Annotated in this window: 11 protein-coding genes and 1 pseudogene; 7 read left to right on the plus strand and 5 right to left on the minus strand. The window is 70.0% G+C overall.

Annotated features, from left to right (window positions below; genetic code table 11):
• Nucleotides 1-118: 118 nt before the first annotated feature.
• Together ACWEFL_RS29825 and ACWEFL_RS29830 are read right to left on the minus strand one after the other, a co-directional pair.
• Nucleotides 119-1549 (minus strand): MFS transporter, encoded by a 1431-nt coding sequence (locus tag ACWEFL_RS29825; protein ID WP_451718375.1) that lies wholly within the window; start codon nucleotides 1547-1549, stop codon nucleotides 119-121.
• 393 nt (nucleotides 1550-1942) lie between these two features.
• Nucleotides 1943-2662 (minus strand): aspartate/glutamate racemase family protein, encoded by a 720-nt coding sequence (locus tag ACWEFL_RS29830; protein WP_451718376.1) that lies wholly within the window; start codon nucleotides 2660-2662, stop codon nucleotides 1943-1945.
• 98 nt (nucleotides 2663-2760) lie between these two features.
• Here ACWEFL_RS29830 and ACWEFL_RS29835 point away from each other — a divergent pair, with 98 nt between their 5' ends.
• The 6 genes from ACWEFL_RS29835 (at nucleotide 2761) to ACWEFL_RS29860 (ending at nucleotide 12855) form a co-directional block, all read left to right on the plus strand.
• Nucleotides 2761-4362: a PucR family transcriptional regulator gene (locus ACWEFL_RS29835; RefSeq protein WP_451718379.1), complete on the plus strand. Its 1602-nt coding sequence runs from the start codon at nucleotides 2761-2763 to the stop codon at nucleotides 4360-4362.
• A gap of 124 nt (nucleotides 4363-4486) precedes the next feature.
• On the plus strand, nucleotides 4487-5560 hold the full coding sequence (locus ACWEFL_RS29840) for a DUF917 domain-containing protein (protein WP_451718381.1): 1074 nt from the start codon (nucleotides 4487-4489) through the stop codon (nucleotides 5558-5560).
• Nucleotides 5557-7122 carry a hydantoinase/oxoprolinase N-terminal domain-containing protein gene (locus ACWEFL_RS29845; RefSeq protein WP_451718383.1) on the plus strand — a complete coding sequence of 522 codons (1566 nt, stop codon included), beginning with the start codon at nucleotides 5557-5559 and terminating at the stop codon, nucleotides 7120-7122. Before ACWEFL_RS29840 ends, ACWEFL_RS29845 begins: the two co-directional genes overlap by 4 nt.
• A 93-nt stretch (nucleotides 7123-7215) precedes the next feature.
• Nucleotides 7216-9273, plus strand: a complete 2058-nt coding sequence (locus tag ACWEFL_RS29850; protein WP_451718385.1) for a hydantoinase/oxoprolinase family protein — start codon at nucleotides 7216-7218, stop codon at nucleotides 9271-9273.
• A complete protein-coding gene (locus ACWEFL_RS29855) occupies nucleotides 9273-11012 on the plus strand; it encodes a hydantoinase B/oxoprolinase family protein (RefSeq protein WP_451718387.1) in 1740 nt (579 codons plus the stop codon). Before ACWEFL_RS29850 ends, ACWEFL_RS29855 begins: the two co-directional genes overlap by 1 nt.
• Nucleotides 11005-12855, plus strand: a complete 1851-nt coding sequence (locus ACWEFL_RS29860) for a hydantoinase B/oxoprolinase family protein (RefSeq protein WP_451718389.1) — start codon at nucleotides 11005-11007, stop codon at nucleotides 12853-12855. Before ACWEFL_RS29855 ends, ACWEFL_RS29860 begins: the two co-directional genes overlap by 8 nt.
• A gap of 345 nt (nucleotides 12856-13200) precedes the next feature.
• On the opposite strand, the gene ACWEFL_RS29865 is transcribed toward ACWEFL_RS29860, so the two are convergent.
• The 3 genes and pseudogenes from ACWEFL_RS29865 to ACWEFL_RS29875 all read right to left on the minus strand — a co-directional run.
• Nucleotides 13201-14070 carry an alpha/beta fold hydrolase gene (locus ACWEFL_RS29865; RefSeq protein ID WP_451718391.1) on the minus strand — a complete coding sequence of 290 codons (870 nt, stop codon included), beginning with the start codon at nucleotides 14068-14070 and terminating at the stop codon, nucleotides 13201-13203.
• A 211-nt stretch (nucleotides 14071-14281) separates the two neighbouring features.
• Entirely contained in the window at nucleotides 14282-15037 is a 756-nt protein-coding gene (locus tag ACWEFL_RS29870) for a hydantoinase B/oxoprolinase family protein (protein WP_451718471.1), read from the minus strand.
• 19 nt (nucleotides 15038-15056) lie between these two features.
• Nucleotides 15057-15776 (minus strand): annotated as a pseudogene (locus tag ACWEFL_RS29875) (hydantoinase B/oxoprolinase family protein); the annotation flags it as partial.
• Between the two features lie 159 nt (nucleotides 15777-15935).
• Here ACWEFL_RS29875 and ACWEFL_RS29880 point away from each other — a divergent pair.
• The gene (locus tag ACWEFL_RS29880; RefSeq protein ID WP_451718393.1) at nucleotides 15936-16817 is read left to right on the plus strand and encodes a PaaX family transcriptional regulator; all 882 of its coding nucleotides are present in this window, start codon (nucleotides 15936-15938) and stop codon (nucleotides 16815-16817) included.
• Nucleotides 16818-16834: the final 17 nt, after the last annotated feature.

Genomic DNA, 16834 nt, shown 5'->3' on the forward strand with positions numbered 1-16834 from the left:
AGGCCACGGAGCCTGAGCGAACCAGGGCCACGCGACCTCGCGGGTGGAGGTGCCCAGCACGTCAGCGGCCATGGCCTGTGCCATGGCCGCTGACGCCCTGACCGGGTGTCCGAATCCCTCACGCCTGACGCGGTGTGAGGCGGGCGGGGAACACCAGACTCAGCAGGAGCGCGACGAAGCCGACGACCCCGAGGACGGAGAAGGCCGCGACAAAACCGTCCCATGCCGGCAACGGGGTGCCGGCGATGGTGGTGCCGGCGATGAGCCCGGCGGTGATCTGGGAGCCCAGCGCGCCGCCCACGGCCCGGGCTACGACCGAGAGCGCACTGACGCTGGCGACTCGCTCGGGGGGAACGATCGCTATCACGATGTTCATCCCCTGGGTCATCCCGACGCCGATGGTCAGCCCCACCAGGCCGGACGCCACCGCGATCACCCAGGGACCGTCCGGCACGGCGAGCAGGATCAAGGCACCGGCGAGCATCGCGGCGTTGGAGAGGGCGATCACCCAGCGGACCCCGATGAGGCGTTCCAGCCACCCGGTGAGCGGTGCGGCGATCAGCGCCACGACACCGAACGGGAGCAGGTAGAGACCGGTGAGCGTGGCCGTGCCACCCAGTCCGTAACCGGTGGCGGTCGGCAGCGCGACGAGCATCGGGATGGACACGAGCAGGGCGGTCGTCCCGAAGCCGACGACGAAGGCGACCACGCAGGTCAACAGCACCGGTCTATCGCGCAGCAGGCGCAACTCGACCAGGGGTTCCGGGATGCGGAACTCGACGGTCGCGAACACCGCGAGGACCGCGGCCCCGCCCAGGATCAGCCCCAGCACCCTCGGCGAGGTCCATCCGTGGTCGGCGGCCAGGGTGATCCCGAGCAACACGAGCGCGAGACCGACGGTGAGCAGGACGGCGCCGTACCAGTCGACCTTGCCCCGCTTGACCGGTGGGGCCGAGGGGACGTACTTCCAGGCGACCGCGATGGCGATGAGCATGATCGCGAAGGCGATCCAGTAGAGCGTGGTGTACGGCAGCGATGTGAGGATGATCCCGGCGATAAGGAGGCCCGTCACCGTCCCCACACCCCCCGCCGCGAACAGGAAGCCGTTGCCCATCCGGGCCTGTTTCGGCGTCTGGGTGTCGTTGAGCAGGCCGACGGACAGCGCCAGGTACCCCCCGCCCGCGCCTTGCAGGATCTGCCCGGCGGTCAGCAGGACCATGTTCTCGGCGAGCGCGGGGAGCAGAGTTCCCACGGCGACGGCGACCATGGAACCGATGAGCACGGTCCGCTTGTCCCGGATGTCGCCGAGCCGGCCGGCCAGCGGGGTCAGAATGGCATTGGACAACATCAGGCCGGTGAAGACCCATGCGATCGCCGGTGTGGAGACACCGAGGGCCTGCTGCATGGTCGGGAAAGCGGTCGGAAGCGCGTTCTCCAGCATCATGTAGCCGAAGAACATGGTGACGACGGCGAAGAGAGCGCCGTTGGCCGAGCCGCGCCGGACTGTGGCCGCCGGTGATCGTGTGGACAGGGGGGTCGTGGGTTGCATGAGGTCTCCTGCTTGTCGCGCGGGGAACGGGACGTTGCGACGACCCTTCCGACGGGCGCGGTCACGCCCGTCGGAAGCCACCCGGAGTCGTCATTCACCAAGGAGCGGTCTGTTCGGTCGAGCAGGGGAAAGCGACTCCGGCACCACGCCCGCGGCAAGCCACGCCGGTAGGGGAATCGGGCGTCGTTCAACGGGACACACGCGTACGCACCCGCGGCGACCGGAATCTCGACGTCGCGATGCGGGACGGCGAGGGCATCCGTAGCCGGCTCTCGTCCGCTACGGGTTCAGGGAAGGGGAGTTCGGCGACACGCCGACGTGTACCTGGTCATCGCGTGAGGAAGGGCGGACCGTCGGCCTGCCCCGCCGGCGCCCTTGACGGCGAAGTGCGGATCAGAGCAGGCGTTCTTTGGCGGGCGGGGGAAAGTAGGTCGTGCGGCTGTGCCGGATACCGAGCCGCACCAGGCTCTCCAGCCAGACCAGGGCGGTGCCGGTGGGGTCGACGACCGGTACGTAGACGCCTTCGCGCTCCAGCCGGGTCTGCAGCGCCGCCGCGACGCCCATCATGCCCGTGCAGCCGAGCACGATCACGTCGGCCTCCTGTGCCGCGACGGCCTCGGCCGCCTGCTCGGCCAGCTGGCCGAGCAGCACGTCCTGATCGTGCAGCGCCAGGACGGGGATGTCGACGGCCCGCACGGACCGGCAGCGTTCGGCGATACCGTGCTGGCGCGCCATGCGGTGGACCGTCGGCACGACGTTGGGGAGCATCGTGACGACTCCGACCCGCTCGCCGAGGGAGAGGGCGGTGAGCACCGCGGGCTCGAAGCCGCCGACCACGGGGACGTCGACCACCTCTCGGGCGGCGTGCACCCCCGGGTCGCCGAAGCATGTGACGAACACGCCGTCGGCGCCGTCGCGGGCCGCCGCCTCGACCTCGGTGACGATCCCCGGTACGGCGAAGGCTTCGTCGTAGGCGGATTCGATCGACGCCGGGCCCCGCTCGATCCGGCGGACCTCGATCGTGGTGTTCGGGGACGCCCAGGCGGCGACTTCCTCACGAACCTGCGTGGTGAATCCCTCGTCGATGATGGGCACCACAACGGTCAGCTTCATATCGCCTCCTGCATTGCGGCTGGCGTCGTTGCCGGAAAGCGAACCGCAGACCATGATGCCTGTCATTAGGCACTCTGCTGATATGTGAGGGCACCGCTATGCACAGCGCCCACCACGGCCTACAAGTCACCCTGGGCCAACTGCTCGCACTGGGCGTCACGCCGGACCACGAGGTGATCGGCGGCGACAAGGCGATGCTACGGCGCGTCGACTGCGTCGTGCCCGGAACCACGGTGCGGGCCATCTCCACTCTGCCACCCGGCGCGCTCGTGGTGTTCGACCGAAGCCAGCTCGCCGCCGAGGACGTCGCCATCGAGCTGGCGATCTCCACCGGCTTCCGTACCCGGATCGCCGGCATCGTCGCCGAGCGACCACAACGCCGCATCCCGGCGGCGACCCAGCACCTGGCCGAGAAGTTCGACCTGCCGATCGTGCTCCTCGACCGGGTCGACGTCGGCAGCGTGGTGGCGGAACTCGAACCGCATGTGCGAGCGCCCGCCCTGGTCGGAGCCAAGCTGCTCCACGATGCCGTCACCGCGCTGTCGAGCGTCCCCGGGGACACCGGAGAGCTGCTGCGCCGCCTCGCGGCCGTCATGCGCAGCCCGGTCGGACTCGTCGACACCGACGGGCACCTCATCGCCGGCGCCCTGGAGCCGCTGTCCACCGAGTTCCTGGCCGGCCTGGCCCAGCTCGCCGCCTCCCCCTCACAGGCGCCGCGCACCCTGCGCGACGGCGACGAACTGCTCCTGGTCCACGCGGCGACGGTGGCGGGAGGCGCCGCGCCCAACCTCTGGCTGGTGGCGAGGCCCCCGTCGGCCAGCTCGGGCCATGTACTCAACGCCCAGACCCGCATTCTGGCCGTGGCGGCACTCGCCTACACCGCCTACCTCAGCGAACGCTCGCTGAAGTTCGAACGGGAGAGCCGGCAACGCACGCTGCTGCTCACCGAGATCCTGGAGAACCCGGAGACGCCCCGCAGGCAGACCGTCGAGCAGGCCACCACGCTGGGCTGGCGGCTGTCCGGCTGGCACACCGCGGTGCAGATCGCCGGGCGAGGGGCGGAGCCCACGCCCAACCCGGCGGGCACGGCGGCCCTGCTCGAACAGGCGCTGCGGGCACACGGGCTCACGGCCAGCCTCGTCGAACGCCCCACCGGCTGGGCGTTCTGGACCACAGTCGATGCCGAACCCCATCCCCACGCGGCCGCCGCGCTGGCCAAGCTGGTGCGCCGGGCGCTGCTGAGCGCCGAGCACGACGATCCGCGGCTGCGGCTCTGTGCCGGGATCGGCGGCGCCCACTCGGGTACGGACGGGCTGGGGCACTCCCTTCAGGAGGCCGAACAGGCCGGCCTGCTCGCCCGCACCCAGGACATCGACGCTCCCGTCGAGCACGTCGACACCGCCAGCGTCAAAAGGCTCCTCGTGGCCTGGTACTCGACCGGTCCGCTCGGCGACATCGTCAACGCGCTGCTGGAGCCGGTCCGCTCGGCGGATCCGAACGGCGAGCTCCTTCAGACACTGCGGGCCTACCTCGACAACGAGTCGTCGACGACCGTCGCGGCCGCGGTGCTCGGCGTACACCGCAACACCGTGCTGAACCGGCTGGAGAAGGTGAGCCGGCTGCTCACGGTGGATCTCACCCAACCCGATCAGCGGCTCGCGGTGCGCCTGGCCGTGCACGCGGCGACGGAATCCGGGTAGCCGATTCCTGCTTGGGCACGGCGCACAGCTACGGCCGGTATCTTCAGCAGAGCGCCTAATGACGCCGTCCTCACCTGCGTGGTGTCCTTCCCATGTCAATCGCCGTTACGAGGAGGCAGTCGAGGTGCGTGAAATCACCGTCGAGGACGTCGAAGACCTCGCTCTGGGCGCCGTGGTGCTCGGTACGGGCGGTGGGGGCGACCCGCACATCGGCAAGCTGATGTTGCTCCAGGCGCTGGAGCGGCACGGCCCGGTCCCGCTGGTCCGCGCCGAGGAGCTGGATCCCGAGGGGCTCCTGCTCCCCGTCGCGATGGCGGGCGCGCCCACCGTGATGACCGAGCGGATTCCGAACGGCCGCGAGCTGGGCCAGGTCCTGGAAGCGCTCGAAGCGCGGCTGGGCAGGCGCGGGGTGGCGATCATGCCGGTCGAGGTCGGCGGGATCAACGGTCTGTTCCCCGCGGCGGCCGCCGCCGAGCTGGGCCTTCCGGTCGTCGACGCGGACATGATGCGCAGGGCGTTCCCGCAGATCGAGATGACGCTGACGCACCTCGCCGGCATCAGCGCGAGCCCGTTCAGCCTGTGTGATGTGAAGGGCAATCATGTGATGCTCGACGCGGTCGACAACATGACGGCCGAGAAGCTGGTCAGGGCCTGCATCACCCAGATGGGCATGGCGGTGATGGCGAGCGCCTATCCCCTCACCGCGAAGCAGTGCGTGGAATCGGCGGCCAACGGGTCGCTGACCTACTGCATCGAGATCGGCCGCCTGGTACGCGCCGTCCAGAACGGGGAGCCGAACGCCTACGAGCGGTTCCTCGACTTCTGCGACGCGCAGATCCTGTTCACCGGCAAGGTGATCGACATCGACCGCTATACGACGGACGGCTGGACACGAGGCACGGTGTCGCTCCAGCACGTGGACGATCCGACGCGGGCGATGCGGGTGGAGATCCAGAACGAGAACCTGGTCGCGTTCGAGGACGGCGTGCCGCGTGTGACCGTCCCCGACCTGATCACCTTCCTGGATATGGAGACCGGTATACCCATGACCACCGAGGGACTGGCGTACGGGCAGCGGCTGCACATGATCGCGATGCCCGCGGACGAGAGGTGGCGCACCCCCGAGGGGGTCGCGCTGACCGGGCCACGGGCGTTCGGCTACGACATCGACTACGTGCCGTTCGAGGCTTCCCGATGAGCGGGCTGCGGGTCGGCATCGACGTCGGCGGCACGCACACCGACGCGGTGGTCGTCGACGACGCGGGCCAGGTGCTGACCTGGCATAAGGCGGCCACCACCCCGGAGGTGCTCGACGGCATCAGCGCGGCGCTCGCCGCCGTGCTGGTCGGCGTCGACAGCGACGCCGTCGGCCAGGTCATGCTCGGCACCACCCATCCGGTCAACGCGATCATCCGCCGGAAGGGTCTGGCCAGGGTCGGAATCCTGCGGCTCGCCGCGCCCGCCACGCTGGCGATCGAGCCGCTCGTGGCGTGGCCCAAGGATCTCAGGGCGCTGGTGAGCGGGCGCGTCGAGATCGTCCACGGGGGTCACGAGTACGACGGAACCGAGATCTCCCCGCTCGACGAGCGGGCCGTGCGCGAGTTCGCCGAGTCCTGCCGTGACACGGTGGACGCGATCGCGATCACCGGCACGACCTCCCCCGCCAACCCCGACCACGAGATCCGGGCGGCCGCGATCGTCACCGAGGCTCTCGGCGAGAAGGTGCCGGTGACCCTGGGGCACGAGGTCGGCGGCCTCGGTCTGCTGGAGCGGGAGAACTCCGCGGTGCTCAACGCCGCGCTCACCTTCGTCGGCGCCGACATCGTGCATGGGCTGGAGCGCGCTCTGGAGCAGCACCGGCTGCGCGCGGAGGTGTATCTCACCCAGAACGACGGCACGCTGCTGTCGGCGGCCGAAGCGATCCGCCGGCCGATCCTGACGATCGGGTCGGGTCCGACCAACTCGATGCGCGGCGCCGCGTATCTGTCGGGACTCACCGACGCGATCGTGATGGACGTCGGTGGTACGTCCACCGACGTGGGGCTACTCGTGGACGGGTTCCCGCGCCAGTCGGCCAGTGCGGTGGAGATCGCCGGTGTACGCACGAACTACCGCATGCCCGACCTGATCTCCATCGGCATGGGCGGCGGTTCGATCATCCGCACCGAACCGGAACTCGCGGTGGGCCCGGACAGCGTGGGCCACGAACTCACCCATCGGGCGCTCGCGTTCGGCGGCGACACCGTGACGCTCAGCGATGCCGCCGTCGCGGCCGGGCGGGCGAGCCTCGGCACCCGGAACCCCGCGGAGAGGCTCGCGGCCGGCACGGCCGCCGCGGCCGTCGCGTGGATCGACGAGCGGGTGGCCACCCTCGCCGACCGGATCAGGGCCGCCCGGACGGCGCTCCCGCTGATCGCCGTCGGCGGCGGCGCCATGCTCCTGCCCGACGAACTGCCCGAGGTGACCGAGGTCGTACGCCACCGGCACGCGGGCGTCGCCAACGCCATCGGCGCGGCCATCGCCGAGGCGTCCGGCACCGTGGACCGCGCCTTCCGCTACGAGTCCAGCAGCCGCGAAGCCTGTATCGCCGAGGCGAGCGCGGAGGCCACCGATGCCGCGATCCGGGCGGGCGCCGACCCGGCCTGCATCCGCATCACCACCGTGAACGAGATTCCCATGAGCTATATGCCCGGCAACTCCGCCCGACTCCAGGTGCGGGCCGTGGGGCCCTTGCTCACCCGCGACTCCAAGCGGCCCTGAACCGGTTGCCGCGGTCGTCCCAGTCACAGCAGTGAAGCCATGTCCGTTCCCCGGGCTCTGCCGAGCCCACGTACCTGATCGACGGTGATGAAGATGGGTTACACGGTTGCGATCGATGTGGGTGGCACGTTCACCGACTTCGTGGCGACGGATCAATCCGAGTTGTTCACAGGGAAGGTGTCATCGCGGCCCAACGACGAGGCCGCGGCGGTGCTGGAGGCGGTGGATGTGATCGCCGGGCACTTCGGCCGCGACACCGCTGATCTCCTGGCGGAGACCGACTTCGTCATCCTGGGCACCACGGTCGTGACCAACGCGATGCTGGAGTACGACGGGGTGCCGACCGGGTTGATCACGACGAAGGGGTTCCGCGACATCCTGGAGCTGCGCCGGGGATACCGGGAGAGCCTGTTCGACCTGTCGTTGCCCGCACCGCACCCGATCGTGCGGCGCCGGTTCCGCAAAGGGGTGACCGAGCGGACCAGTTACGCGGGTGACGTGGTGATCCCGCTGGACGAGGACGAGGTCCGGACCGCGGTACGGGAGTTGAAGGCGGCGGGGATCTCCTCGATCGCGGTGTGTCTGTTGTTCTCGTTCGTGAACGACGCGCATGAGCGCCGGATCGCGGAGATCATCGCCGAGGAGCACCCGGAGTGCTTCGTCACGCTCTCCTGCGATGTGCTGCCGCAGGTCCGCGAGTTCGAGCGGGTCTCCACGACGGTCGTGAACGCGTACACGAGCCCGATGCTGAAGAACTATCTCCACCGGCTGGACGTGGGGCTGCGCGACGCGGGGTTCGCGGGTTCGTTGCTGGTGGTGCAGTCCAACGGCGGCATCATGGACGTCGCCTACTCCGCCGACCACGGTGTGGACGCGGTCCTCTCCGGTCCGGCGGGCGGGGTCGTCGCCGCGGTGGCGGTCGGCGAGCGCTCCGGCTACCGGAACCTGATCACCGCCGACATGGGCGGCACCAGCTACGACGTATGCCTGATCCACGACGGCAAACCCGAAGTGGGCGTGGACAACTGGATCAGCCGCTACCGGGTCGCCGTCCCGCTGGTGGACATCCACACCATCGGCTCGGGCGGCGGGTCGATCGCGTGGGTCGACGAGGCGGGCGCGCTGCGGGTCGGCCCGGAGAGCGCGGGCGCCTCCCCCGGACCCGCGTGTTACGGGCGCGGCGGCACCCGCCCCACGGTGACGGACGCGAACCTCGTGCTCGGCTTCATGGACCCGGACCGGTTCATGGGCGGAAAGATGAGCCTCGACCGGGAGGCCGCCATCGCGGCGTTCGAGACGCATGTCGCCCAACCGCTGGGGATCTCCGCGGTCGAGGCGGCGATCGGAGTGTTCCGGATCGCGAACAGCGACATGTCCAACGCCCTGCGGTACGTATCGGTCTCCCGAGGCCGTGACCCTCGCGACTACGCTCTGATGGCGTTCGGCGGGGCGGGAGCGATCCACGCCGGTGTCCAGGCCGTCGACCTCGGGATCAAGACGATCCTGGTGCCCCGCAACGCCCCCGTGCTCAGCGCGTTCGGCGGCCTGGTCGCCGACTTCAAGGTCTCGCGGGTGCAGACGTTCCTGCGTTCGGCGGACCGCGTCGACCCGGAAGACCTGACCGCGACCTTCCAGGCCATGCAGGCCGAGGCGGAGAAACTGCTGCCCGCGACCGACTCGGTGCGGCTGGAACGCTATCTGGACCTGCGCTACAACGGGCAGGTGCAGGAGGTGATCGTCCCCCTGAACACCCGCACCCGGCGGATCTCCGCGGTGAGTGTGTCCCGGGCCATCCGCGACTTCCACGACATGCACGAGACTCTCTACGCCCACAAGCGGCCGGACCAGCCGGTCCAGATCGTCTCCGTGCGGCTCGAGATGACCGGCCTGCGGAACATGAACGCCACGGGGGCGGGACGCAAGTTCGCCCAGGAGGACCCCGCGGCGGCGCTGGTCGGCACCCGGGACGCCTACTTCGAGGGCCGCGGCTTCATCGAGGCCCCGATCTACGACGGGGCCCTCGTCGAACCGGGCAACGTCATTCCCGGTCCCGCGGTGATCCATGAGCCGGGCACCACGATCGTGATCTACGACGGCCAGGAAGCCATGCTGGACCAGCACGAGACCTACGTCATCGAGGTGGTGAGCTGATGCCCACGATCACCGAGGGCCAGCAGACGGCGCGCACATCGGCCGTGGATCTGGAGATCCTGCGCACCAGTCTGATCGCCCAGACCGACGAACTCGCCACGGTCCTCGCGAACGCGGCTCCGATCTCCGAGATCAGCCAGGTCCGGGACTTCTGCGTCGCCATCGCCGACGCGGCGGGCCGGATCGTGGCGGTGGACAACCCACTGCAGCTGGGCTCGATGGCACAGACGGTGGCCGCCATCGTCGACTACTTCGAGTTCGACCTCAAGGACGGCGACATCGTCGTCACCAACGACCCCCACCGCGGGGGCACCCGGGTGCAGGACCTGACACTGCTCAGCCCGCTGGTGGTGGAGAGCGAGATGCTCCTGCACCTCGTCGTGCGGGTCCCGATCCGCGATCTCGGCGGGCAGGTCGGAGGGAACCTCTACCCGCGCGCGACGGAGATCCTGGCGGAGGGTGTACCCATCACCCCGATCAAGATCCAGCGCATGGGCAGGCAGACCCGGGACGTACTCACCACTTTTCTGCTCAACGGCCGCCGCCCGGACGAGACCCGGCGGGTCGTCGACGCCGCGAGCGCAACGCTCTCGCTGGGCCGGCGGAGGCTCGCCGAACTGGTCGGCGCCCGTGGCAGCGAGGCGGTCCGCGCCGGGCTCGCGCACGCCCGGACCTACACCGAGCAGCTCGTCAGGGCGACCATCGCCGACTGGCGCGACGGCACCTACACCGCCGCCCGCGCCCTTGAGGACGATCCCTCCGGCGCCGGGCCGCTCACCGTGCGGGTGTCGGCCACGGTCGAGCGGGACACGCTCGTACTCGACTTCACCGACACCGACGACCAGCGGCCTTCGTTCGTCAACAGCTCGTCGGGGACGACGGCGGACTGCGCGTTGCGGGCCGTCCTCGCCGCCCTGGGCGACAGGGTACCGGCGAACAGCGGGCTGCTGGAGGCGGTCGAGGTGCGCACCCGGCCCGGCAGCGCGACCCACGCCGTCGACCCCGCTCCGGTCGGGTTGGGTGTCCACCACTGCGGCAGCGAGGTCACCGAGGCCGTCGCCGCCGCCCTGCGCAACGCGGCCCCGAGGCCGCTGCCGACGCTGACCGCTCCTCGGCCGCTGGTGCTGAGCCGGCCGGCCACCGACCGCAGCGACCAGACCGACCTCGTCCGCTGGGGCGTCGGCGGTGGAAGCGCCACCCCCGGTCACGACGGCTGGGGCGGGCCCGCCCTGGCCAGCCGCGCCGAACTTCCCTCCGCCGAACAGTGGGAGATCGAGACCGGCACGCGGATCGAGCGACTGGAGTACGCCGCCGACACCGCCGGCGCGGGGCAATGGGCGGGCGCTCCCGGCGTCGAGGCCGTCATCGGACTCTCCCCCGGCCACGAGTACACCCTCTGGACCCCGACCGCGGCGCGCGTCGTGGACGGACTCGACGGCGCGGTCGCCGGCGAGCCCGGCGGGGTCGCGTTCCATACCCCGCAGGGATGGCAACCCGCGCCGACCGTCGCCGTCGAGGAGCCCCTCGCCGCCGACCGGCTCCGGCTACGCCTGCCCGGAGGGGGCGGATACGGCTCACCCGGCGCACGCGACCGGGCCGCCGTTCTCAGCGACCTCGCCGACGGCCTCATCACCCCGGGAACAGCCCGGAACGTCTACGGAATCGATCCCGAAGATTCCGTAGACCACGACAATCACGGCGACCACGCGCGGCAGGAAGGCGGTGTCCAGCATGGCTGACCCGATCACAGCGGCGATCGTCCGCAGCGCCCTGGACACCACGGCGACCGAGATCTACGAGACCCTGACCCGCTCGTCGGAGCATCCGGTCGTCGCCGAGTCCAAGGACTGCGGCGCCGGTGTCTACAGCTACGACGGGGTCGAGGCGAAGATGGTCGCGCGGGACGGGATCATCCTGCACTCCTTCGCCCAGCTCAGCGCGGCGCAGGTCAGCCTGGACTTCTTCCGCGGTGACCTGGACCCGGGCGACGTGCTCCTGGTCGCCGACTCGTACTCCGGCGGCAGCCACATCGGCGACTACACGGTGCTCCTGCCGATCTTCTTCGACGGCCGGCCCTTGTTCTTCACGGCCACCCGGCTGCACGTCGCCGACCAGGGCGGCCCGTTCCCCGGGGGCGGCAACCCCGACGGCTGCGAGATCTGGCACGAGGGCTTCCGCCCGGCCCCCCTGAAGCTGGTCGAGAAGGGCCAGCGGCGCCGCGAACTCTGGGACTGGCTGAAGCGGAACAACCGGCTCCCCGAGCTCCTCGAAGCCGACCTGGTCGGAATGATCGGAGCATGCCAGAAGGGTGAGGAGCGCATCCGCGCACTGTGCGGCCGCTACGGCCTCGACACCATCCGTGAATCCCTGGAGTGGATCTTCGACTACTCCGAACGCAAGCTCCGTGAGCACATCCGCGGCTGGCCGGACGGCACCTACCACTCCGAGGTCTTCATCGACACGGACAACCGTGATCACCGGGACCTGAAGATCAAGCTGAGCCTCACGGTCGCCGACGACACCATGACGCTCGACTTCACCGGAACCGACCCGCAGACCAGCGGCACCATCAACAGCGTCGCCGCCAACTCGATCGCCTGGGTCTCCGTGGCGATCTCCGTGCTCTGCCCGGAGATCCCCGTCAACTCCGGGCTGTTCAACGCGCTGACCATCAACCTCCCGAAGGGAACCCTGGTCAACGCCAACCCGCCGGCCGCCACCATGGACTCCACCCTGTGCTGCGGCGGCCAGATCGGGCAGGCCGTCATGAAAGCCTGCGAGCAGTTCGTGCCCGAGCGCGTCGGCAACGTCTCCGTTCCCTTGCCCATCCACTACGTCAGGGGCTTCGACCAGCGTCCCGACCAGGATCGCCCCGACCCCGAAGCGGGCGACAGCTTCTTCCTGTACTGGGAGTTCTCGGTGACCGCCACCTCGGGCAGCGCGACGTACGGCGTCGACGGCTGGGGCGGCTGGGCAGCCCCGTTCAGCGTCGCCCGCCCAGTGAACGTCGAGATCAACGAATGGCAGTTTCCCGGCCTCTACTACCAGGACGAGTACGCGACCGACTCGGCGGCACCCGGCCAGTGGCGGGGCAGCCCGGCCTTCGCCATGCGCCGCACCCTGCGCGGAGCCCGCGACACCGCCGCGTACTCCGACCCACGAGGCATCGTGCATCCGCTTCCCGGGTACGCCGGGGGTTACGAGGGAACGGGCAATGTCACCATCTTCGACGAGGGCGGCGACGCCGAACTGATCGTCGCGGACGGCAACGTCTTCCAGGCGTTCGACCCGTCGGTCACCGTCTTCGGGCAGAGCGGCGCCGGCGGCGGATGGGGCGACCCCCTCGACCGCGACCCGCAGATGGTCCTCGACGACGTTCTCGACGAGTACGTCTCCCTCGAAGGGGCGAAGGCCGACTACGGCGTCGTCATCGACCCGCGGACCTGGGTCGTGCTGGAGGAGGAGACCGAGCGCGAACGAGCGGCCCAGAAAGCCGACACCACACGGGAGCGCCGTGGCATCGGCAGAAAGACGCTGATCGAACGCGCGAAGATCGGACATCGGATGGCCGCACAGGATTGAGCGCGGCCCACGGTCCGTCGCGGTCCGTCGCGATCCCACAGGCAGAGAGTCCGCCCGTACGAATACGGAACCGCGCGGGAACAGATCAAGATCATCGAGGGCGTGATCCTTCCCGAGGACAGATGACCAACCCCGCGCGGGTGCCACGGCGGCGATCGTCGCCGTGGCACCCGCGCGGTGCGGGAGGCACGCCGACCGCGTCAGGAGCGTCGCCCCTGGGCAACAGGGTCCGGGACCGGGTGAGCACACCCGTCCCGGACAGCCTGCGGCAACGTTCGAAGGCTCGAAGGCACAGCACACCCCGCTCGGCCCGCCCATCGACCGGTAAGCCTGCCGGCGGGTGTGTTATCCGTTGTCGTCGAGGACTTCGCGCAGTTTGCGGCTGAAGGCTTCGGGCTGGCCGGCATAGCCGGACTCGCCGTCGAGGAAGCCGCCGTGGTGGCTGGGGAACACGGTCGCCTGCCGGCCGAGCAGCGCGGCGACGGCCACCGAGGTGCGGCCGGTGAAGGTGTCCTGGGACTCCTCGCCCACCGCGATCACGATCCGCGTGGGCGCCGCGAGGAGCGTGGGGACATCCGACTGGTAGCCGCTGACCGCCCATGACCGGTCGGAGAGCAGCGGATCGTCGCGGGAACCGTCGTCGTCGGTCGGCATCCCGAACATGGCGGGGTCCGGTGCGGGCTGCGCGAAGTAGTCGTCGGTGAACTCGCCCCGCCATGACGTCATCATGATGAAGGCCGCCATACCGGCGCCCCAGCCCTTGTCCTCGTAGGCGTCGCGGACACCGGCTCTGGCGCGCTCGGCGGCTCCGGCGTCGGGCAGCACGGTCATCAGCGGTGGCTCGTGCGCCACCAGGGTGACCACATCGTCGGGGTACGCCGAGACGAGGGCGAGCGCGGTCACCGCGCCGCCGCTGCTCGCGAACATCTCGACCGGACCCGCGCCCAGTGCCTCGATGACGGCGTGGACATCGGCGGCCTGGGTCCGCGGAGTGTGCTCGACGGAGCCGTCCTTGCGCGTGCTGCGGCCGAGGCCACGCGGGTCATAGGTGATCACGGTACGTTCCGGGAAGTACGACGCCAGCGCCTTGAAGCCGCTGGCGTCCATGGGCTGCCCGATCATCATGAGCGGTGAACGTGAGTCCGCGCTCGGCAAGGGGCCGTGGACGTCGTAGGCGAGGTCCGCCTCGGGAGTCTTCAGAATCCGGGTCATCATGCATGTATAGACCGCGGCCGCGTCGATAACTCATCGGCCCGCGGACCGGCCCTCCCCAGACCACCGCCACCACCGGCTCGCCGACCGCGCCGTACCGGTGATCTTCTTCCTGACGCGGGTGGACGGCACGCCGGCGTGCCGTCCAGTCCCCCGGTCCCCCGCTCGACGCGCCGTTCGCCGTGCGGGGGCCGGCGCGGGCTCGCGGGAGTCCCTATGTCACCTCCGGCGCTCCGCGCATGGCGTCACGCAGCACGGCGGTCTCCTGTTCGAGCACGGTCATACGGGAGGGGTCGATCACCACTCCGTAGGTCTTCCTGGCACGTTCGACGCTCACCAGCTCGTTGCGCACGTCGTCCAGGACGGCGGCCGGGTCGCGTTCCAGTGGCGGGCCCCAGGCGCCACCGCCTCCGCTCTGCGCGAAGATGATCTCGCCCGGGACGCTCTCGTAGCTGAAGGCCAACTCGGTCACCAGCCGCTCGTTCGGCCCGCCCTGGTCGAGGATGACGTAGTTGCCGGCGCCGCTGCCGGCGCCGGCCCATCCCATCAGCGCGTTGCGGTGGCCCTGCACGAAGATGCTGTGCGTGGCGGTGGTGCCGTCCGGGTTCTGACGGCGCATATGGAAGGCCGGTGTGCCGCGCCAGCGCCCCGGAGCCTCCGCGTCGGTGGCGTATTCGGCCTTGAGGTAGAGGGACGGGTACTGGATCTCCGACAGCTCGACGGTGGTGAGCTTGAGCGTGCAGTGCGGTGTCGACCAGGCGCCCCAGCCGTCCGTCCCATAGGCCGCGCCGGAGGAAATCGGGGTGGCCAGGTAGTCGAAGGAGACGTAGAAGGGGTTGTCCGGCTGGCGGGTGTCGTGACCGTAGAAGGTGTCCACCGTCAGGTCGATCGTCGAGGCGCCGACGCGTTCGGGCACCATCTGTTCGAGTGCCTGGACGGTCGCCTGGCCGATGTCGTTGCCGATACAGATGGTCGAGTTTGCCCACCGGTGCCGGTGCGGCGGCGTTGACGACGGTTCCCTCGGGCATGTTCAGCGCGATCGGCCGGAAGAAGCCCGAGTTGATGGGGATGTCGTCGAAGACCGTGCTGAACGAGCTGAACACCTATGAGCCGGTGTTGCCGGGGCGGCTGTTGACGAACCCGGAGGTCTGCGGGCGGCTGCCGGTGGAGTCCACCTCCACCTCGTCACCGCGGACATGGATCGTGCAGTCGACGTTGATGTCGCGGGTGTCGGCGAAGTCGGAGTCCAGCACGGCCCTGCCGCGGTAGTCGCCGTCCGGCCATTTGGCGATCTCCGCGCGGGTGCGGCGCTCGCTGTAGTCGAGGATGTAGTGCACGGCCTCCAGGGTCTCCTCGAAGCCGTACTTGTCCAGCAGGGCGATCACCCGCTGCTCGGCGATGCGGCATGCGCCGATCATCGCGTTGAGGTCCGCCTCCATGATGTCCGGCTGCCGGTTGTTCGCCTTCAGCAGTTCGAGGATGTCGTGCCGTGTCTCGCCGCGTGCGGCCAGCTTGACCGGGGCCACCCGGAAGCCCTCCTGCCAGACATCGCGCGCGTCGGCGTTGCATCCGCCGGCCTGCGGCCCGCCGACGTCCACCATATGCGCGCGGACGCCGGGGAAGAAGACCGGTTTGCCCTGGTGGAAGACGGGTTTGATCACCGTCCAGTCAGGGATGTGGCTGCCGTAGAAGTACGGGTCGTTCACCATTCACCCGGCGATCCGCCGGTGGCCGAAGGCGTCGGCCGGGACATGCGCGGGGACGGCGAGGCGTCATGTGCGACAATCGTTACGACCGCAACGAAGAGGCTACAGCCCGTCGCTGGGTCACCTCGTGACGGCCGACACGAAACCAGTACACTACCCGGTGTGTCTACCGCGCAGTACGACGACGAGCCGGGATCGGCCAGGGGCGCGAAGCCCCGCGCCCTGATCGTGACGATCTACGGCCTCTATGCCAGGGACGCCGGTGGCTGGCTGAGCGTCAGCTCACTGATCCGGCTGATGGGCACCGTGGGCGTGGACGAGACCGCCGTGCGGTCCTCGATCTCCCGGCTGAAGCGTCGCGGCATCCTGGTCGCCGAGAGGGTCGACGGGGCCGCGGGCTACGCGCTGTCCGAGAGTGCGCGCACGATCCTCCTCGACGGAGACCAGCGCATCTTCCGGCGGACGCGGGCGGTGGCGGACGACGCATGGGTGATGGTCGTCTTCAGCATCCCCGAGGCCGAACGCGAGAAGCGCCACCAGTTGCGCTCGCAGCTGTCGGGGCTCGGCTTCGGCACCGTCGCGTCCGGCGTCTGGGTCGCCCCGGCCCACGTCGAGCACGAGGCCCGGAGCGCCCTCACCGACAGCGGGCTCACCGAGTACGTCGACCTCTTCCGGGCCGACCATGTGGCGTTCCGGCCGCCTGCCGAGGCCGTCACCTCCTGGTGGGACCTCGGCGAACTCGAGCGGATGTACGAGGAGTTCATCGCCCAGCACGGCCCGACGCTGAGCCGGTGGCAGCAGCGGTCTCCCGAGGACGACGAGAAGAGCTGGGCAGCCGCGTTCGCGGACCTCGTGTCGACACTCACCCACTGGCGGCGGCTGCCCTATCACGACCCCGGCCTTCCGGCCGAGTTCCTGCCTCCGGACTGGCACGGAGCGCGTGCCGCGGACGTCTTCTTCGAACTGCACGAACGGCTCGCCCCGGCGGCACGTCGCCATGTCGAGGCGGTCACCCGCCCGCGCTCCGCCGCCCCGACCGCCTGACGATCCATCGGAGCTTC

It is taken from the genome of Streptomyces sp. NPDC004838 (assembly GCF_053600955.1).

Coding starts and splice junctions, on each gene's coding strand:
- ACWEFL_RS29860 (WP_451718389.1), top strand. CDS start 11,005: ATGGCTGACCCGATCACAGCGGCGATCGTCCGCAGCGCCCTGGACACC.
- ACWEFL_RS29830 (WP_451718376.1), bottom strand. CDS start 2,662: ATGAAGCTGACCGTTGTGGTGCCCATCATCGACGAGGGATTCACCACG.
- ACWEFL_RS29845 (WP_451718383.1), top strand. CDS start 5,557: ATGAGCGGGCTGCGGGTCGGCATCGACGTCGGCGGCACGCACACCGAC.
- ACWEFL_RS29850 (WP_451718385.1), top strand. CDS start 7,216: ATGGGTTACACGGTTGCGATCGATGTGGGTGGCACGTTCACCGACTTC.
- ACWEFL_RS29825 (WP_451718375.1), bottom strand. CDS start 1,549: ATGCAACCCACGACCCCCCTGTCCACACGATCACCGGCGGCCACAGTC.
- ACWEFL_RS29865 (WP_451718391.1), bottom strand. CDS start 14,070: ATGATGACCCGGATTCTGAAGACTCCCGAGGCGGACCTCGCCTACGAC.
- ACWEFL_RS29855 (WP_451718387.1), top strand. CDS start 9,273: ATGCCCACGATCACCGAGGGCCAGCAGACGGCGCGCACATCGGCCGTG.
- ACWEFL_RS29835 (WP_451718379.1), top strand. CDS start 2,761: ATGCACAGCGCCCACCACGGCCTACAAGTCACCCTGGGCCAACTGCTC.